The 18,889-nt window shown below is 70.2% G+C and carries 12 protein-coding genes and 1 pseudogene; 12 read left to right on the forward strand and 1 reads right to left on the reverse strand.

Annotated features, from left to right (window positions below; genetic code table 11):
* Positions 1 to 125: 125 nt before the first annotated feature.
* Positions 126 to 1,799 carry a sigma-54-dependent Fis family transcriptional regulator gene (locus ACZ5CW_RS06265; RefSeq protein ID WP_468598864.1) on the reverse strand — a complete coding sequence of 558 codons (1,674 nt, stop codon included), beginning with the start codon at positions 1,797 to 1,799 and terminating at the stop codon, positions 126 to 128.
* 293 nt (positions 1,800 to 2,092) lie between these two features.
* Here ACZ5CW_RS06265 and ACZ5CW_RS06270 point away from each other — a divergent pair, with 293 nt between their 5' ends.
* From ACZ5CW_RS06270 to ACZ5CW_RS06325, 12 genes and pseudogenes are all read left to right on the forward strand, one after another.
* Entirely contained in the window at positions 2,093 to 3,118 is a 1,026-nt protein-coding gene (locus ACZ5CW_RS06270; protein ID WP_468598866.1) for an NAD(P)-dependent alcohol dehydrogenase, read from the forward strand.
* An 18-nt stretch (positions 3,119 to 3,136) separates the two neighbouring features.
* A complete protein-coding gene (locus ACZ5CW_RS06275; RefSeq protein WP_468598868.1) occupies positions 3,137 to 4,738 on the forward strand; it encodes an extracellular solute-binding protein in 1,602 nt (533 codons plus the stop codon).
* An 81-nt stretch (positions 4,739 to 4,819) separates the two neighbouring features.
* The gene (locus ACZ5CW_RS06280; protein ID WP_468598870.1) at positions 4,820 to 5,698 is read left to right on the forward strand and encodes a carbohydrate ABC transporter permease; all 879 of its coding nucleotides are present in this window, start codon (positions 4,820 to 4,822) and stop codon (positions 5,696 to 5,698) included.
* The gene (locus tag ACZ5CW_RS06285; protein ID WP_468598872.1) at positions 5,695 to 6,540 is read left to right on the forward strand and encodes a carbohydrate ABC transporter permease; all 846 of its coding nucleotides are present in this window, start codon (positions 5,695 to 5,697) and stop codon (positions 6,538 to 6,540) included. The genes ACZ5CW_RS06280 and ACZ5CW_RS06285 overlap by 4 nt, the downstream gene beginning before the upstream one ends.
* Positions 6,537 to 7,625 carry an ABC transporter ATP-binding protein gene (locus ACZ5CW_RS06290; protein WP_468598874.1) on the forward strand — a complete coding sequence of 363 codons (1,089 nt, stop codon included), beginning with the start codon at positions 6,537 to 6,539 and terminating at the stop codon, positions 7,623 to 7,625. Before ACZ5CW_RS06285 ends, ACZ5CW_RS06290 begins: the two co-directional genes overlap by 4 nt.
* 1 nt (position 7,626) lies before the next feature.
* Positions 7,627 to 8,706: an ABC transporter ATP-binding protein gene (locus ACZ5CW_RS06295; RefSeq protein ID WP_468598876.1), complete on the forward strand. Its 1,080-nt coding sequence runs from the start codon at positions 7,627 to 7,629 to the stop codon at positions 8,704 to 8,706.
* A gap of 205 nt (positions 8,707 to 8,911) precedes the next feature.
* Positions 8,912 to 9,244: a putative quinol monooxygenase gene (locus ACZ5CW_RS06300; protein ID WP_468598878.1), complete on the forward strand. Its 333-nt coding sequence runs from the start codon at positions 8,912 to 8,914 to the stop codon at positions 9,242 to 9,244.
* Positions 9,245 to 9,374: 130 nt separating this feature from the next.
* Positions 9,375 to 9,559 (forward strand): annotated as a pseudogene (locus ACZ5CW_RS06305) (transposase); the annotation flags it as partial.
* A 161-nt stretch (positions 9,560 to 9,720) separates the two neighbouring features.
* Entirely contained in the window at positions 9,721 to 12,618 is a 2,898-nt protein-coding gene (locus ACZ5CW_RS06310) for a helix-turn-helix transcriptional regulator (RefSeq protein WP_468598880.1), read from the forward strand.
* 861 nt (positions 12,619 to 13,479) lie between these two features.
* Positions 13,480 to 13,995, forward strand: coding sequence for a hypothetical protein (locus tag ACZ5CW_RS06315; RefSeq protein WP_468598882.1), 516 nt, complete (start codon positions 13,480 to 13,482; stop codon positions 13,993 to 13,995).
* The gene (locus ACZ5CW_RS06320; protein WP_468598884.1) at positions 13,995 to 16,298 is read left to right on the forward strand and encodes a bifunctional serine/threonine-protein kinase/ABC transporter substrate-binding protein; all 2,304 of its coding nucleotides are present in this window, start codon (positions 13,995 to 13,997) and stop codon (positions 16,296 to 16,298) included. Before ACZ5CW_RS06315 ends, ACZ5CW_RS06320 begins: the two co-directional genes overlap by 1 nt.
* Before the next feature lie 10 nt (positions 16,299 to 16,308).
* The gene (locus ACZ5CW_RS06325) at positions 16,309 to 18,477 is read left to right on the forward strand and encodes a bifunctional serine/threonine-protein kinase/ABC transporter substrate-binding protein (protein ID WP_468598886.1); all 2,169 of its coding nucleotides are present in this window, start codon (positions 16,309 to 16,311) and stop codon (positions 18,475 to 18,477) included.
* The last annotated feature ends 412 nt before the right edge of the window (positions 18,478 to 18,889 follow it).

An 18,889-nucleotide genomic window follows, 5' to 3' on the forward strand; every position in this document is an offset into this window, starting at 1 on the left:
TATAGTTGTGGGCGATCACACGTCTCCGGCACAGCTGATGCCTGTCCTCGTCCATGCTCTGTGGCCCCCGAGCGGCGACGCCGAGCAGGCGCCGCACGCCACGGCCTGTGCGCCGGAACGGCCCGTCACGTCAGGCTCGACGGGACGATCCCGTAGCGACGCATCTTGCGGTACATCGTGGCGCGGGAGATCCCGAGGTCCTGGGCGGTCCGCTGGACGTTGGAGTTGCGGTCCATCAACCCACGCAGAATGGCGTCGCGTTCCAGCGCCTCGATGGTGGTGAGGACCTTGTTCGACGACACCCGGCACTCCGGCGGCAGGTCCTCCACGTGGATCGTCCGGCCCGAAGGCCACCGCGCCAGGCCCCGGATGACCGACTCCAGCTGCCGGACGTTCTCCGGCCAGGGGCATCGCTGCAGCATGGTCAGCGCGTCCCGGGAGAACATGCTCTCGCTGCTCGGCCGGTACTTGCGCAGGAAGAATCGCGCCAAGTGCTCGATGTCCTTGTAGCGATGACGCAGGGGAGGCACCGCCACCGAGGCGCCGCAGAGCTGGTCGAGCTGGTCGTCGGCGCCGACCATCGACGGCTGGCTGGTCATGACCAGTTGCCCGGTCGCGCTGCCGTCCAGCCGCACCAGCAGGTCCGTCAGCCGCTGCCGCAACTGGTCGCCCAGCAGGTGGACATCACTCAGGACGAGCACGTTGGACGGCACGACAAGCAGCTCTCCGATGTCGTGCAGCCAGCGCTCGATGACGGCCGGTGAATCCGACAGCGGCGCTTCCGCCGTCACCAGCCGACGTCCTGTGCCGTGAACCCGGTGCAGGGCCTCGACCAGCGTCCTCTTGCCAACGCCGGCTTCACCCAGGAGATGGAGCCATGTCCTGGCGACGAACGCTGTTTCGCTGTCGGCGACCACGCGCAGCCAGTGCGGGGACGAGCCCACCAGTCCCAGGTTGGAGCGGGCGGGCGCGGCGGAAACCGCAGGTGTGGGCTGGGGCCGTCCGATCAGCCGGACTCGGAAGACGGCGCCCGCGTCGCTGCCCTCGCGCCGGCAGCGACTGACCCTGAGTTCGGCGACCCGTCCCGAGGGCAGGGCGATGCTACGGGTCCCCTCCAGCCGGGGATGGTCGGCGATCTCACGGGCGTGGTCGAGCAGAGCATAGTGATCCGGCCCGGTCACGGCGGCGCTGAGCTGCTCGTTCATCATGACGACATCGCGGTTGAGGGCCAGCACGGGTCCCGGGCGCGCCGTGGAGCACGCCTCCATGTAGTCCTGGAAAAGAGCCCGCTCGCGCCGCGAGGTGATCGCCGCGATCTCGGCCTCGATCTGGGCCGCGACCGAGCGGGCGAAGGCCATCAGCATGCCGTCGGAGCCCTGACGGATGGTGGTGAGGTTGAAGGCTCCCAGCAGGGTGCGCCGGGTGGGATGCAGGATCGGTACGGCCGCGCAGCGGAAGTCCCGCAGCGCCTCGACGTAGTGCTGCCTTCCGGCGATCATGACCGGGCGGCCGCTGGCCAGCGCGGTCCCGATGCCGTTGGTGCCCACGTAGCGCTCGGCGAACACATGGCCCGGAGCCAGGTGCACGCGGTTGAGGTTCGTCGTCAGCCCCTCGTGGGAGACCTTCCGGGAGAGGACCACGCCGTTGCGGTCTGTGATCATCGTGGAGACGGGGTCGTCGGCGAGCTGCTCGTGCAGCCTGTCCAGGATCGGCAGCGCCGCCCTGGCGAGGTGGCTGTCCAGATTGGGGTTGTCCAGGTACGGAGCGTCGAGGCTGCCCGGCTTCACCTCGTATTCCATCGAGCGATGCCATGAGGCCACCACGAGCGGTCGGGCGCTTGGATCCTTGGTGACTTCCAGGTACAGCTCTTTGGCTGCTCTCAGTGAGCTTCCGGGTTGTTGGCGGGGCATTAACACTCCCGTACTGCGCGCGTCACAATCCCTCGGTGCAGTGATTGGACCAGTTCGACGGCGTGGCGCCTACGGCGTGTGTCACATTGAGACATTCGCGGACGGATTCTGAGACATCGACCTGCGAGCGGCGGCCTGTGTAATCGGCGCACCACCCACCCGCCGACTCGCAGGGAGCCGCTATGAAAGCCGTGCAGGTCATCGAGTACGACGAGCCGCCTGTGCTCGTGGACGTGCCGGACCCGCAGATCACCGGTCCGCTGGATGTGATCGTGAAGATCGGGGGCGCCGGAGTCTGCCGGACCGATCTGCACATCCTCGAAGGACAGTGGAAGCAGAAGAGCGGGGTCGCTCTGCCGTACACGATCGGTCACGAGAACGCCGGCTGGGTCGCGGAGGTCGGGCAGGCCGTCACCAACGTCAAGGTCGGTGACCCGGTCATCCTGCACCCGCTGGTGACCTGCGGTCTGTGCCGCGCCTGCCGGGCCGGCGACGACGTGCACTGCATGAACTCGGCCTTCCCCGGCATCGACGCCGACGGGGGCTACGCCGAGTACCTGAAGACCAGCGCCCGCTCTGTCGTGCCCCTCGCCCCGTCCCTGGAGCCGGCCTCGGTGGCGGCCCTGGCCGACGCCGGGCTCACGGCGTACCACGCCGTCGCCAAGGCGGCCCGGGTGCTGCGGCCCGGCGACAAGGCCGTGGTCATCGGCGCCGGTGGACTCGGACACATAGGAATTCAGGTGCTTCGGGCCCTGTCACCGGTCGAGATGATCGTCATCGACCGCAGCCCGGAGGCCCTGGCTCTGGCCAAGGAACTGGGCGCCGACCACACCCTCGTCGCGGACGGAAGCGAGGCCGACCGCGTGCGGGACCTCACCGGCGGCCACGGGGCGGAGGCCGTTGTGGACTTCGTCGGCGAGGGGGGCGCCGTCGAGACGGGCGTGGCCTGCCTGCGCCGCAACGGCAACTACTACGTCATCGGCTACGGCGGCCACCTCCACGTGCCGACGATCGACGTGATCTCCTCGGAGATCAACTTCATCGGCAACCTCGTGGGGTCCTACAACGACCTCTCCGAGCTGATGGTCCTGGCGGCCCAGGACAAGGTCACCCTGCACACCCAGCGATACCCCCTCGCCTCCTTCCGGCAGGCCCTGCACGACCTGGACACCGGGGCCGTACGCGGCCGAGCGATCCTGATCCCCTGACACCGCAGGAGAAGCCTCATGCGCAGCAGACCGTACCCGGCCCTGGTCGCCGTCGCCGCCGTCGCGGCCCTGACCGCCACCGCGTGCACCGCCCAGAACCAGGCACAGGAAAAGCCCAAGGACAAGGCCGCGCTCTTCAAGCCCGGCTCGGAGATCAGCTACAAGAAGTACGGCAAGGACTACCCGGCGACGAAGGTCAGGGACGTCCCCGGACCCTGCAGCTACGAGTCGATCAGCAGCAAGGACTACTCCGGACAGACGCTGAAGATCATCAGCCACGCCGTCCCGGTCATCGGTGAGCCGACGCAACTGCATGCCAAGCAGTTCGAGGAGATCACCGGCGGGAAGGTCGAGGTGGTCAACGTCCCCTTCGGCGAGCTGCACCAGAAGATTCTCACGCCCCTCCAGGCGGGCCAGCCGGCGTACGACGTCATGTTCTACCCGTCCCTGTGGATCGGCGACATGGCCCCGTATCTGGCCCCGGTGCCGAAGACGTACCTGAACAGCCCCGGCATGAAGGACGTCACCAAGGCCTACATGGACGTGGCGACCTGGAACGGGAAGGTCGTGCAGTACCCGGTGGACGGTGACCGGCACTACCTCAAGGTCCGCACCGATGTGCTGAAGGACCCCGAGCGGCAGGCGGAGTACAAGAAGGCAACGGGCAAGGACCTGGAGATCCCCAAGACGTGGGGCGAGTACCAGGAGATGGCCAGGTTCTTCAGCGGCAAGGACCTCGACGGCGACGGCAAGTCCAACTACGGCAGTGCCGAGGTGACCAAGCGCGACGACCTGACCTTCTCCGCGTTCATCAGCCGGGCGGCGCCGTACGTGAAGAACCCCGCCGTCAAGGGTGGAGTCTTCTTCGACGTCAAGACCATGAAGCCGCTGATCAACACGCCGGGCTTCGTCCGCGCCCTGGACGACATGGTGAAGGCCAAGTCGACCTGGGCACCCGGCGGCGCCAACTTCGGCCTCGGAGACGAGATCTTCTCCTTCGGAGGCGGCCAGACCCTGATGTCCTACTCCTGGGACGACGCCTTCATCCAGGCCCAGCAGCCGGACAGCAGGATCCGTAACAAGGTCCGGGCCGCGCCGCTGCCGGGCTCCACGGAGGTCTACAACCGCACCACGAAGTCGTGGGACAAGAAGGCGAACCAGGCGCCCTACTTCACGTGGGGATGGACCTCGGCCGTGGCCAAGGACTCGCGCCACCAGCAGATGGCCTTCGACTACCTGTGCTTCTTCAGCAACGAGGCCAACGCCGCCCTCGACCTGACCATCGGCCGATTCGGTGTCAACCCCTACCGCTACGCCCACTTCGACCCGTCGTTCTGGGAGGAGCAGGGTTGGGACAAGGACGTCGCCGAGTCGTACGTGCTCACGCTCTCCGGTATGGAGAAGAGCACCAACCGCGTCTTCGACCTGCGCGTTCCCGGTGTCAACCAGTACATGTCCGCGCTGGCCAACGGTGTCGCCGCGGCTCTGGCGGGACAGAGCCCCCCGCAACAGGCACTGGACGACGTGGCCAAGGAATGGTCCAAGATCACGGACCAGATCGGCAAGGACAAGGTCCAGAGCGCCTATCGCAACGTGGTCGCGCTTGAGGACAACTCCTGATCCGACCGCAGGACGCCCCGGATGGCCGGACCGGACCGGCCGGCCACCCGGGGGCGCCCGCCCCCTTCCGCGAGGAGAACCATGGACGGCCTGCGCCGGCACAAGAGCATGTTCCTGCTGCCGGGACTGCTCACGCTCTTTCTGATCATCATCTTCCCGCTTCTGTTCACCATCCGCGTCAGCTTCTCCGGCTGGAACGTCAGCAGTCCTCAGATGGACTTCATCGGAGGCGCCAACTACACGGCGATGCTGCACGACAGCCGCTTCTGGGCCTCCATCACCCGGCTGATCCTGCTGGCGGGCGGCACGGTCATGATCCAGTACGTCATCGGGTTCGGTATGGCCCTGCTGGTCTGGCGCGAGGCACGCGGCCGCAGATTCTGGCGGGTGCTCTTTCTCGTCCCCATGATGACCACCCCCGTGGTGATGGCCGCCATCTGGCAGACGATCTTCCATGAGTCGCTGGGGCCGGCGAACGATCTGCTGGGGATGCTGGGCCTGACGAGAATTCCCTGGCTCACCGAGTCCGGTCCGGCACTGGTCGCGCTGATGACCGTCGAGGTCTGGCAGTGGACCCCCTTCATGTTCCTGCTGCTGCTGGCCGGCCTGCTCAGCCTTCCCAAGGAACCGTTCATGGCCGCCGCGATCGACGGCGCCGGCACCTGGCGCACCTTCTGGAAGGTGACCTTCCCGCTGATGGCACCGGTCTCGGTCGCGGCGGTCATCATCCGGCTGATCGAGGCGTCCAAGCTCTCCGACAGCGTCTACGTGCTGACGTCCGGAGGGCCGGGGTCCTCCACGGAAACCCCGGGTTACTACCTCTACATCCAGGGGCTCCGCGATCAGCAGACCGGGTACGGCGGGGCCATGTCCTTGACGTATCTCGTGCTGATGATCGTCACGCTCACGGTCGTCGCCGCCCTGCTCACCAGGGCCTTCAAGCTGAAGGGGGACTCATGAGGTCGCGCCTTTATCCCGTATTCAAGTACACCGTGATCGCCCTGTGGGCCTGCTTCGTCGCAGGACCGTTCTTGTGGGCGATGACGACCAGTTTCAAGAACGCCAACGCGGTCCAGGGCGGTCCCACCTACATCCCCTGGGTGCAGTACAAGCCCACCCTCACCGGCTGGCGCAACATCTTCGGCGGAGCCGGCGGTATCGATGTGATCGATCCCTTCGTCAACAGCGCGATCATCACCGTCGCCGCGTCCGCCATCAGCCTGGCCCTGGGATCCCTGGCCGCCTACGCGCTGTCCCGGTACCGGTTCAAGCTGGGCTTCATCAAGAACAGCGACATCGTCTTCTTCTTCGTCTCCCAACGGATCATGCCGCCCGTCGTCCTGGTGATCCCCTTCTTCTACCTGCTGCAATGGGGTGGCCTCCTGGACAGCATCCCGGGCCTGGTCATCGTGACGGTCGCACTGCTGCTGCCGATCGCGGTCTGGGTGATGGTGGACTTCTTCAACGGCATCCCCCGGGAGATCGACGAGATGGCGATGCTGGACGGCTGCCCCCCGTTCCAGACCTTCGTACGGGCGATCCTGCCGAACTCCCTGCCCGGCCTGACCGTGGCGGCGATGTTCTGCGCCGTGTTCGGCTGGAACGACTTCTTCTTCGCCTTCCGGCTGACCTTCACCGAGGTCCAGACCCTGCCCCAGGCCGTCGTCGCCCTCAACTCCTCCATTCCGCCGTGGTGGACGCTGTCCGCCGCCGCGCTCTTCGGCGTGGCACCGCTGATCCTGCTCGCCCTCTGGGTCGAGCGCCTGCTGTCCAAGGGGAACCTGTCGGGAGCCGTCCGATGAAGCTGAGTGCCACTGATCTGTGCCTGACCGTCGACGGCGTCGACCACCTCAAGAACGTGACCGCGACCTTCCAGCCGGGACGGCTCCACACCGTCATCGGCCGGACGATGGCCGGGAAGACGACGCTGCTGCGGGCCCTGGCGGGCCTGCAGAAAGTGGACTCCGGCTCGCTGACCCGGGCGGGAGCCGACTTCCTGAAGACGCCGGTGTGGCGGCGCGACACCGCCATGGTCTACCAGCAGTTCATCAACTACCCGCATCTCAATGTGTTCGACAACGTGGCCTTCCCGCTGAAGCGCGCCGGGCTGTCACGGGACGAGATCCAGCGACGGGTCCGGCAGAGCCTGGCGAGCGTGGGGCTCGCGGACTTCGAGAAGCGCAAGCCCTCCCAACTCTCGGGCGGCCAGCAGCAGCGCGTCGCGATGGCTCGCGCCCTGGCCCGCGGTACCGGCATCCTCCTGCTCGACGAGCCATTGGCGAACCTGGACTACAAGTTGCGCGAACAGCTTCGCGACGAGTTCAAGGCCCTCTTCTCGGACCAGGGCGACACGATCGTCATCTACACGACCACCGAACCCGCCGAGGCGATGATGCTCGGGGACGTGGTCCTGGTCATGCACGAGGGGCGGATCCTCCAGACCGGCACCCCGCAGGAGGTCTTCGAACGCCCGGCCACCACCACGGTGGCGTCCATCATCAACGACCCGCCCATGAACATCTTCGCGGGCCGGACCGAGGGCGGTCTGGTCACGGTGGCCGGCTTCCAGGCCACGCACGTCTCCGCGCACCTGGCCGACCTGCCCGACGGTGCCTACCAGTTCGGCCTGCGCGCCACCGACGTCAGCCTGGCCCCCAGCGGGGTCGAGGGCGAGGTCACCTTCGTCGAGATCTCCGGCTCCGAGACCTTCGTCCATGTGGTCGTCGGCGAGACCCCCTTCGTCGTACAGATCGAGGGCATCCACGATGTCGCCCTCGGCGACCTGGTCAGACTTCGGCTCCGTCCCGACCGGCTGTTCGCCTTCGACGAGCAGGGGTCGCTCGTGCGAACACCTTCATACGATCTCGCTTCAGTGGAAGGGCGTTGATATGGCGCAGTTGGACATCGTCGACGTCGGGCACGCGTACGCGCGGGGGGCCGAGGAGGAGCAGTGGGCTCTCAAGCCGCTGAAGCTGACCTTCGAGTCCGGCAAGACCTATGCGCTGGTCGGACCCTCGGGCTGCGGCAAGACGACGCTGCTGAACATCCTGTCGGGCCTGGTCAGACCATCCCGGGGACAGGTGCTGTTCGACGGCGTCGACGTCACCGCCCTGCCCACGAAGGCGCGCAACATCGCCCAGGTCTTCCAGTTCCCCGTCATCTACAAGTCGATGACGGTCTACGAGAACCTCGCCTTCCCGCTGCAGTGCCGGCGCTGGGACAAGGCGAGGATCGACGCCAAGGTGCAGCAGGTCGCCGAGGCCCTGGACCTGCACGACCGGCTGCGCCAGCCCGCCCGCGGCCTCACCGCCGACGACAAGCAGCTGATCTCGCTCGGCCGCGGCCTGGTCCGTGACGACGTGGCGGCCGTCCTGATGGACGAGCCGCTGACCGTCATCGACCCGCAGCTGAAGCACTCGCTGCGGCGCAAGATCCGTGAGATCACCCAGCAGTTCCGGCCCACGGTGATCTATGTGACCCACGACCAGTACGAGGCGATGAGCTTCGCGCAGGAATTGCTGGTCATGAAGGATGGCCGCGCCGTGCAGCAGGGCACCCCTGAGCAGCTCTTCGAGGCGCCCTCCTCCACCTACGTCGGCTACTTCATCGGCTCACCGGCGATGAACTTCCTGACCGTCGACTGCAACGACGGGCCCTTCGAGCTGGGCGGTCGGAGGCTGTCCGTCGCCTGGGACATCCCCCACGGCACGACCGACGTCCAGGTCGGCGTCCGGCCCGAATACGTCAGGGTCGTCACGGACCCCGGCCCCAACACCTTCCCCGGCCGGCTGCGGGGGGTCAGCGACCATGGCGCGCAGCGCGTGCTCGAGGTGGAGGTCGCCGGGCAACTCGTCAGGGCCAAGTCGCCGCGGGAGGAGGGACTTCCGGTCTGCGAGGAGGTCCTCGTGCACCTGCCGCGCGCCAAGGTCCTTCCCTACGCGGACGGTCGGTTGGTACTCCGGTCGTAACGGTCCGTCGGGTAGGCCCGCGCCACCTGCCCGCTCCACCGCGGCCCGCCGCGGCGCGTGGCGCGCCGCAGCCGTACGGCGGAATGCCGCGACCCGTCCGCTGTCGTGGGCGGGGCGAGCCGGCGACAGCAAACCGAGGTCGTACGATCCGCCGTACGCAACGCCCGTTTGATCCAGAACGAACAGACATCAGCGAAGGAATCCCATGATCTTCATTACCGCCAAGTTCCGAGTCCGTCCCGAGCACGCCGACCGCTGGCCCGAGATCACCGACGACTTCACACGGGCCACGCGCGCCGAGCCCGGCTGCCTGTGGTTCGACTGGTCGCGCAGCGTGGCGGACCCGACGGAGTACGTCCTGGTCGAGGCCTTCCGCGACGACGATGCCGGCGCCGAGCATGTGCAGTCCGCGCACTTCAAGGCTGCGCAGCAGACGCTGCCGCCCCATCTGGTCGAGACGCCGCGCATCGTGAACGCGACCGTTCCTCAGGACGACTGGTCGCTCCTTGGGGAGATGGCCGTCCCCGGGCAGGAGTAGTCAGGAGTAGTTCCCTTCCCGGACGCGCGTCGGCGAGCAGCGCGCTCACGGTATGACCGCTGGGCCTCCCCGCTCCGTGCGCTGCGGTTACGGGGACACGGCAGGACGAGTGCGGTCACTCCGAGACGAGATCCGCGATGACCTTCCGGAATACGTGGCCGATCGGCTCGGCCGACCTGACGGTGTGCTGATCGCGGACGACACCGGCTTCCTGAAGAAAGGCACCGTCTCAGCCGGGGTGCAGCGCCCATACTCGCGGCGGCCGGCCGCACAGAGAACTGCCGGATCGGCGTGTTCGCCGCCTGTGCCTCGCCGAGGTAGCTGTCGGTGCGGGCGGCGGCTGCGGCCACCGGGTCCGGGTCACCTTCACATTCATTGACCCGCGTAAAGGAGGGGCACAAAACCTCCCCTTAGGGTGACCTGTGGGGAAACAAAGATCCACGCAGGTGAGAGATCACCATTGGGGGGACGAGAACGTGGCGGGACTGGTAGGCAGATCGGCGGAGCTCGAACGGCTGGATGCAGTGCTGGCAGGCCTGGGCGGTTCCGGGCTGCCGGAGGTCGTCGACGTCGTCGGTGAACCCGGCATCGGCAAGAGCAGGTTGCTCGACGAGGTGTGCGCGCGGGCCCGCAGGGCCGGGTTCACCGTACTGCGCGGACGGGCCACCGAGTATGAACAGCAGGTTCCTTTCCATCTGTTCACGGACGCGTTCGCCGATGCCGATCCCGGCGCACAGGCAGCCTTCGCCGACCCCGCCTTCGCCGAGGCACACTCGGTGCTGCACGGCGTCCGGCAGGCCCCGGGCGACGGTTCCGTCGAAAGCGCCGCCGCCCGGTTCGGGCTGCATCGTGCGATCGCAGCGTTCCTGACGCAGCTGGGTGAGCGTGGTCTGGTGCTGGCTCTGGACGACGTGCACTGGGCGGATCCCGCGTCACGCGAGCTAGTGGACCACATGATCCGGCACCCCGTGCGCGGACGCGTCCTGCTGGTCGTGGCCCGGCGGGTCCGGCAGACGCCGACAACCCTGACCGCGGCGCTGACGCGCGGCGCGGACAGCGGGACCGTGCTCCACCTCCCCCTGGAGCCGCTCTCCGAACAGGAATCCGTCCTGGCGCTGGCGCCCGACATCGCCGAGGACCAGGCCAAGCGGCTGCACGCCGCCAGCGAGGGCAACCCCTTGTATCTGCTGGCGTTGGGGCACGCCCACCGCACCGGGGCGTCTCTGCCTGGCCACACCCCGGCCACCCACGCCGACGCCACGGACGCCGGCTACGCGGCCGGCGTACCCGGCGGGCTCGCGGCGCTGCTGCTGGACGAGTTGGGGACGCTCACCGGGTCGCAGCGCCGGCTCGTGGAGGCGGTCGCGGCGCTCGGCGACCACGCCTCGTCCGCCCTGCTGGCCGTGGTGAGCGAGCTCTCCGTCCGGGACGTGGAGCAGGAGACCACAGCCCTGGTGGCGCGCGATCTGCTGCGCGCCGGGCCGGGCGGCCGGTGGATGTTGCGTCATCCCTTGGTCCGGGCCCTGGTCTACGAGAGGACCGCGCCGGGGCGGCGTGCCGAATTCCACCGCCGCACTGCGCGGGAACTCGCCCGCCGCGGCGCTCCCGCCACCGAGCGGGCCCACCACGTCGCACGGTCGTTGACCGACTGGGATGCCCAGGCCGCGGAGGTGCTCACCGAGGCTGCCGCACGGTTCGCGTCGACTGCGCCGGCCATCGCCGCCCAGCTGCAGGATGTCGTCCTGACCCATATGCCGGACACTCCCGACCGCTTCACGCGGCGCGGCGAACTGGTCCTGGCGCGCGCCCGCGCGCTCGGCGTCAGCGGGAACCTACGGGAGAGCCGGGACCTGCTGCACTCCCTCATCGAGACCGCCGGCAAGGACCATCCCGAACTGCGGACGCGGGCCGTCGCCCAGTGCGCCGTGATGGAGCGGCACCTCGGCCACTCCCCCGAGGCCACCGCCCTGCTGCGCCGGGAGCTGTCCCGCGATCCCGGCCCGTCCCCCGCCCAGGCGGTCTCCCTGCGCCTGGCCCTCGGCATGTCCTCCCTGCTGACCGCGTCCTATCCGCAGGCACGCGCGGACGTCGCGCAGGCCGTCGCCGTCGCCCGCGCCCACGACGATCCCACCGGTGAGGCGGCGGCGCTCGCGCTCGCCGCCCTGGGCGAGGCGTACGAGGGCGAGACGGATGCGGCGGCCGGGTTCGCCGACTCCGCCGCGTCACTCGCGGACTCGCTGACCGATCCCGGCATCGCCGGTCTGTGCGAGGCGCTGGTCTGGCTGTCCTGGGCGGAAACCCTGCTGGAGCGCTACGCCGATGCCGAGCGGCACATCACCCGGGGGCTGGGCATCGCCCGCCGCACCGGACAACTCCACGTCCTGCCCCATCTGTTGACGAGCAGGGCCTTCGTCCACCTCACCACCTGCCGTCTGCCGTCAGCGCTGGAGGCCGCCGAGGAGGCGGAGTCCATCGCCCGGGCCGCGGGCAGCGACGACCTTCTGGGCTTCACCCTCGCCATCAAGACGCTGGTGCTGTTGCTGGCCCGACCGCTGGGCGACGGAAGCGCCCTGGCCACCGGTGAGGAGGCCACCGCCGCGGCCGGCCGCAGCAGGGGGTGGTGGTCGTCGCTGGCCTGGTGCATGCTCGGGCACGCGGCCTTCGTCAGCGGTGACCCTCATCGCGCCCAGGAGGCCATCACGACGGCAGGCGGCGGCCCCGAACTGCCCCTGCTGCAGCCGTCGATCCGTCCGGGCCAGCTCGACACGCTCGCGGCCGCGGCCCTCACCGCCGGGGACGTCGAGGCGGCCGGCCGCTGGGCCGCCCAGGCCACCCACGAGGCCGACCGGCTCGGCCTCGACGGTCAGCGCGCGGCCGCCCTGCGCGCCCAGGCCACACTGGCCGAGCACCACGGCGAGACGGGCAAGGCCGTACGGCTCCTCGACGCGGCGGCACAGGAATACGTCCGCTGCGGCCAGACCCTGTGGGAGGCGTATTCCTTGCTGCGAGCGGCGCCCTTGGTGCAGCGCACCGGGCAGGGTGCGCGCGCCGCCACGATGTGGCACCGGGCGCACCGCATCGCCGTCGGCGGCGGCGCACGCCTGCTGGTGGACCTCGCCGAACTGATCCGCCCCCAGGTGATGGCGGAGACACCGGAGCTCCCGGCGCAGCTCGCGGAACTGACCGTGCGTGAGCTGGAAGTGGCCGAGCTGGTGGCGCAGGGGCTGAGCAACCAGGACATCGCCGCCCGGCTCCACCTCAGCCGACGCACCGTCGAGACCCACCTGTCCTCGATCTACCGCAAGGCGTCGGTGCCGTCCCGCGCGGCCCTGGCCGGACTCATGACCCGCGTCGGACTGGGAGCCGGGTCGTGAGCGACGCCGGTGGGTCGGTTGTGGGCGCAGGTCTCGGCCGCCTGCGGCTGCGGTGCCAGGATCACCACAACGGCGACGGCGACCGTGGCGAGCCACACCCCGTACAGCACCACCGGGCGTGCCCGGCGCCGTGAGGCCACCCACGTGATCCCTCCTGCCGCTGACCCCGCGGCCGGCACCGCCATCCACAACACGCCCTGCTCCGGTGCGGCAGCACGGAACTGACCGCTGACCTGCGGGTCATCGGCCCAGTAGAACTGGATGAACGCCCAGCACGCGGCGCTGACCACCAGGACTGCCAGGACGTGCGCCGAGTTCCGGGCCCGGGGCGTGCCCGGGAAGGACGCGGGCCGGGGGGGATCCCTGCATCGCCTCAGTGTGGCGGTGCCGTGGGGACTGGCGCATCCGTGGAATTACGTACTCCACGCCACCTCCGCACCGAACACCCTGCGACATGGCGAAACCCGTAGTCGATTACGTGTTTCCACTGAGGCCGCCGCCCCCGCCGCCGTCTACGTTCGACCAGTCGGACAACTCAAGCGGTGCAGAGGGGAATGCGTGAGAGGCAACGCCCACGGCGTACGGGGTAGTTGGGTGACACTCCTGGTGACGGGGAGTCTGCTGGCCGGGTGTTCGGCTCATGGGGCGGACGGCGGGTCCCCGCGGCGGACCGGGGGGTCCGCGCACACCGCCTCGCCGCAAGCCACGGCGCGCCCGTCCGGCGGGTCGACCGCCACCCCCGTCTTCACACCCGACGCGTCCTTCGTCCCCAGAACCTCGAAGGACGGACAGAGGCTGGTGGAGTCGGTGGTGTTCACTCCGGGTGACTGGGGGCGGGGCTTTGTCGCCCAGGATCCTGCCGTGAGCCGGCCGGGCACCTGGGCCGTGCTGGACGACGGCTGCCGCTGGGAGCGGGAGAAGGCTCCTCGGGGAGTGCTGGCCAGCCTGTCCCGCTACAGCCTGCTGCCCGCCGGCGGCTCCAAGGGTGCCGTCAAGGTGACCGCCGCGGCCACGGCACACTCCTCCGCCCTTGGCGCCGACGAACAACTGAGCACCACCCTGGAGGAGGTCCTGCGCTGCCCGGAGCAGCACCCCCGGGCCGACGCCCGGATCACAGGCCTGAACTCGCTCGGCACCCCCTTCGGCGCCCGCGAGCAGGAGTACGCCGATGACTCCGTGCTGGAGGCCGGGCAGTACGTCGAGGAGGACGGTGCCGCGCAGCCGTACCGGTGGATGGTCGCACGGCTGGGCACGGTCGTCGTGGCCGTCTCCGTGACGGGCGCGAAGGGGCACACCGAGCAGGAACTCCAACAACTGGGCGCCGACGTCCTGGGGCAGATGCTGGTGCGCGTCCAGCAGCGGTTGAAGGGGAAGTGATGGAACCGTTGCGTACTTCCGATCCGTCCAGGCTGGCGGGTCATCGACTGCTCGGGCGGCTCGGCGCGGGCGGGATGGGTGTGGTCTACCTGGCCCGCTCGGCGGATGGTTCGCTGGTCGCACTGAAGGTGATCCAGGCCGAGTACGCCGAGGACGCCGGCTTCCGGGAACGGTTCCGCAGGGAGGCGGAGACCGCCCGCCGGATGACCAGTCCTTGGGTGGCGTCCCTCGTCGACGCGGACCCGGATGCGGCGCAGCCCTGGCTGGCCACTGCCTTCGTGCCGGGACCCTCGCTCGGTGAGGCCGTCGTGGCCCACGGGCCGTTGCCCGTACGGGGCCTGCGTGTACTGGGGACGCGGCTCGCCCAGGCGTTGGGGGACCTGCACGGCGTCGGCCTCGTGCACCGGGACGTCAAGCCGGGCAATGTGCTGCTGGCGCTCGACGGGCCCCGGCTGATCGATTTCGGTGTGGCCCGCGATCCGCAGGACACGGCGCTCACCTCGACCGGTGTGGTGGTCGGCACTCCCGGCTTCCTGCCGCCCGAACAGGCCCGGGGCACAGGAGAGTCGGCTGCGTCCGGCGACATCTTCTCGCTCGGCTGCGTGCTGGCCTTCGCGGCCACCGGCCGTCCTCCGTTCGGCACCGGCTCGCTGGACGCGCTGCTGTACCGTACGGTGCACGACGCCCCGGACCTGGAGGGCGTGCCCCGGCCGCTCGCCGAGGTGGTGCGCGGCTGCCTGGAGAAGGACCCGCGGCTGCGGCCCACGGCGGAGGCGCTGTCGGAGACGCTCACGGTCACCGCGTCCGAAACGCCACCCGACCCACGGAAGGCGCTGCAGGCGGTGCGTCCCGCGACCCCGCAGGACACCGACGCGCCGGATGCGGTCGCCGACGGCGAGGCCGAGCAGGCGGCCGACGGGCTACTCCCCGCGGACGACGCCTGGTTGCCCGAGCCGTTGGTCCGGCTGATCGCGGAACGCTCGGCGGCCGGCCTCGCCCTGCCCGCCGTCGACGTGACCGAGGTCGACCCCGCGTCCGCCGGCACCGCCCCGCCGGACACCGCGGCCGCGCGGCCGGCGGCCCGTGCCGTCGGCAGACGCCGGTTCCTGCTCCTGACCGGAGGCGCGGCGGTCGTCGCGGCCGGGGGTGGACTGGCGGCGTGGGCGGGGCTCGACAGGGAAGGCGGCGGCGAGGACGACGCCACGCCGACGGCCACGGGTCCGGTGTACACCCTCGGTCTGCACGCTGATCTGACGGGTGACCAGAAGGCGGTCGGCCGGGCTCAGGATCGAGGGCTGCGGCTCGCGGTCCACGAGTTCAACTCCCGTGCGGGCAAGCCCTTCACCCTCGCCGTGAAGACGGTGGACGACGGTGGCGATCCGACCCGGGCACCCAAGGCGGCCAAGGAACTCGTCGCCGACCGTTCCGTGCTGGCGGTGATCGGTCCCACCACGGACGCCACCGCCCTGGCCTCGCTGGCGACGTACGACGCCGCGTCGCTGCCGCTGATCGCGGTGACGCCCGGCGCCACCGCGCTGCAAGTGATGGGCGGTCGGTCCTTCCTGCACGCCCGGGTGACGGACACGCTGCTGCCCTTCTATCTGGACGCGTACCTGCGCGGTACGGCGAAGTCGCGCACGGTCGGGATCGTCGACGACCGGGCGGCGGACGCCTACGCCTGGGAGATCAGCAGCACCCTCACCACCCTCCTTCGCAAGGTCCCGATGCCTGCCGTGCCCAAGGTGGTCAGCGCACTGCGCACCGACTTCGGGCCGACCCTGGACGCCCTGCTGGACGGGGGCGCCGACTCGGTGGTCTTCGCCGGATACCACGACCGGGCCGCGCTGCTGGCCAGGGAGCTGACCAGCCGTGACTTCGCGGGAGTCAGGGCAGCCGCCCAAGGGGTGCTCGACGCCCGGTTCCTGTCCGCCGCGGGGGACGCGGCCGACGGCTGGGTGATCGTCGCGCCCGCCATGGACGCAACCGTGGCGCCTGAGGCGAAGGCGTTCAGGGCTGCCCACCGCAAGCTCTTCGGAGCGGAGCCGGAGCGGTACGCCGTGGAGACGTACGACGTGGCGCAGTTCGCCGTGAGGACGTTGCGGTCGCTGAGCGTGGGCCGCCGCACGCGGCAGACTCTGACGACGGCACTGCGATCGGGGTCGCACAAGGGCATCGCCCGGAACCTCGCATTCTCCAAGGAGACCGGGGCACTGGTGCCCGACGGCAGCGGAGTCCACCTGTGGAAGGTCGAAGGCGGCAGATTCGCGTACCAGGGACCGGCGCCGTACCAGGTGGCCGGCTGATGGGGCGTTGATGGAGCCGTTGCGCGGAGCCGACCCGGCCAGGATCGCGGATCACCGGCTGCTGCGCCGCCTCGGCGCGGGCGGCATGGGCGTGGTCTACCTGGCCCGCTCCGGTGGGGGTTCGCTCGTCGCGGTGAAGGTCATCCGCGCCGCACACGCGGACGACCCGGGCTTTCGGGCCCGCTTCCGCCGCGAGGTGGAGACGGCGGGCCGGGTGGCGAACCCCTGGGTCGTGCCGCTGCTCGACGCGGACCCGGACGCGGAGTCGCCGTGGCTGGCAACGGAGTTCGTGCCGGGGCCCTCCCTCGCGGAAGCGGTGGAGGAGTGCGGCCCTCTGCCGTACCGGAGTGCCCGCGTCCTGGGGGCGCGGCTGGCCGAGGCGCTGGAGGCGGTGCACGGGGCGGGTCTGGTGCACCGGGACGTCAAGCCCGCCAATGTGCTGCTCGCGGTCGACGGGCCGCGGATGATCGACTTCGGGATCGCCCGGCCGCCGGAGGACACCGCGCTCACCGCCAGCGGGATGGTGGTCGGCTCCCCCGGCTTCCTCTCCCCCGAACAGGCCCAGGGGCGGGGCCGGGAGATCGGGCCGGCCAGCGACGTATTCTCGCTCGGCTGTCTGCTGGCGTACGCGGTGACGGGCGAGCGCCCCTTCGGGTCGGGCTCGGCGGCCCAGGTGCTGGTGCGTACGGTCCACGACGAGCCGGACCTGGACGCCGTACCGACGCCGTTGCTGCCGCTGCTGCGGGACTGCCTGGCGAAGGAGCCCGGCGCCCGCCCCACCGTGCCCGAGGTCCAGGCGGCTCTGGACCGTGCGGGCGAGGCCGGTGGCTGGTTGCCGGAGTCGCTCACCCGGCTGATCGCACGCCGTTCGGCCGCCGTCCTCGCTCTGCCCGCGGTCGAGGCGACCGAGGTGTCCGGCGCCCCGGCAGGCGCCGACACTGTGCCGGGCTCGCAGGAACGGCCGAAGGGCGCCACGCGGCGCCGCCTGCTGATGCTGGGCTCGTCCGCCGGGGTCGTGGCGGCGGGCGCCACGGCCGCCTGGTGGACCGCGGGTCGCCCCCGCCGTGCGCCGGCGCAAGGGGGCGGCACACGGCTTCCGGAGCAGGTGGTCGCCCTGCACGCCGATCTGACGGGAGACCAGAAGACGGCCGGCCTGGCGCAGGAGAACGGTGTCCGGCTCGCCGTCGACCACCTCAACTCCCGTGCCGACCGCGGCTTCGACCTCGCCCTCCAGGTGCACGACGACGCGGGCAGCACCACCCGGGCACAGCAGGTCTCGCGGCAACTGTCGGCCGACGGCCGGGTCCGCGCGGTGATCGGGCCGACCACCGACGCCTGCGCCAAGGCCGTCCTTGAGCAGTACCGGAAAGCGCTGCTGCCCATGGTCTGCGTGTCGGTCGGGCTCGACGGAGTGTCCGCCGGAAGGTACCGGACGTACGCGGCCACCCGGCCCCCCGACCGCAACTTGGCGGCACCCCTGATCGCCCACCTCGTACGCACCGTCCGAACGCGCAGAACGGTGCTGATCGACGACGCGGCCCAGGGCGACTTCAGCTGGGAGCTCTGCGCGGACGTCGCCCAGGCGCTCCGATCCGGACAGCGCACCACGACCCGGCGCACTCTCGCCGCCGAGGACGACACGGCCGACGACTTCCGTGCCCTCGCCGAGACGGTGACCGGCTGGAAGGCGGACGCAGTGCTGTTCGCCGGAGGATTCGAACGCGCGGCGAAACTGGCGCGAGCACTGCGCGCGGCCGGCTACTCCGGAGCCCGGTTGGCCACCCAACGCGCCCTCGACACCCGCTTCTTCACCGTGGCCGGGGACGCCGCCGAGGGCTGGGTCTTCGCCACCGCCTTCCTCGATCCGACCCGTGTGACGGCGGCGAAGTCCTTCGTCGCCGACTACCGCCACCGCTTCGGCACCGCCCCGCCCTGGTACTCCGCGGAGGCCTACGACGCGACACTCTTCGTGGCCCGCGCGCTGACGGCGCTGGGCGCGTCCCTCACTGAACGGGGACCGCTCGTGTGGCGGCTGCGGGAGACCGACTACCGAGGAATCACCAAGCGACTGCGCTACACGGGCTCAAGCGCCGGCTACACCACGAAGGCGATGTACCTCTTCCAGGCGTCCGGGGGCCGCTTCCGCTTTCTGGGCCAGTTCGAGGACGCCACGGCCTGACCCGCGCGGCGGAGCCCGATCGCGTCACGGCTCCTCGGCCGCGCTGTGCGTGATCCTGTCCTCGAAGGCCCCCAGCACGTCTGCAGCCATGGCTCCACCCCCCTTGGCTCCCTCGACCCTGAACCAGATCAGATCGTTGGTCACGAGGATGACACCGGAGGCCAACGGCCACTCGCCGGTTGTGGCTGTTCTTCACGGCCGTCTTCCCCAGCCTCTGAGCCCGGCCTCCCGGCGCATAAGGAAGTGCCGCACACCAGCGCCCGGTTCACCGAGCGCTGATGGTGTCGAGGACCCCCGCTTCTTCGGTCAGACCGACGGGCCGCTGCCGCCCGACGAACACCGCCGACGGGGCATGTCCACCGTCGCCGCACTCGGCACATGACTCATCCGCACCAACCGCAGCCGCAACGGA

It is taken from the genome of Streptomyces sp. NPDC031379, assembly GCF_055569615.1.

Coding starts and splice junctions, on each gene's coding strand:
- ACZ5CW_RS06265 (WP_468598864.1), bottom strand. CDS start 1,799: ATGGAATACGAGGTGAAGCCGGGCAGCCTCGACGCTCCGTACCTGGAC.
- ACZ5CW_RS06270 (WP_468598866.1), top strand. CDS start 2,093: ATGAAAGCCGTGCAGGTCATCGAGTACGACGAGCCGCCTGTGCTCGTG.
- ACZ5CW_RS06275 (WP_468598868.1), top strand. CDS start 3,137: ATGCGCAGCAGACCGTACCCGGCCCTGGTCGCCGTCGCCGCCGTCGCG.
- ACZ5CW_RS06280 (WP_468598870.1), top strand. CDS start 4,820: ATGGACGGCCTGCGCCGGCACAAGAGCATGTTCCTGCTGCCGGGACTG.
- ACZ5CW_RS06285 (WP_468598872.1), top strand. CDS start 5,695: ATGAGGTCGCGCCTTTATCCCGTATTCAAGTACACCGTGATCGCCCTG.
- ACZ5CW_RS06290 (WP_468598874.1), top strand. CDS start 6,537: ATGAAGCTGAGTGCCACTGATCTGTGCCTGACCGTCGACGGCGTCGAC.
- ACZ5CW_RS06295 (WP_468598876.1), top strand. CDS start 7,627: ATGGCGCAGTTGGACATCGTCGACGTCGGGCACGCGTACGCGCGGGGG.
- ACZ5CW_RS06300 (WP_468598878.1), top strand. CDS start 8,912: ATGATCTTCATTACCGCCAAGTTCCGAGTCCGTCCCGAGCACGCCGAC.
- ACZ5CW_RS06320 (WP_468598884.1), top strand. CDS start 13,995: ATGGAACCGTTGCGTACTTCCGATCCGTCCAGGCTGGCGGGTCATCGA.
- ACZ5CW_RS06325 (WP_468598886.1), top strand. CDS start 16,309: ATGGAGCCGTTGCGCGGAGCCGACCCGGCCAGGATCGCGGATCACCGG.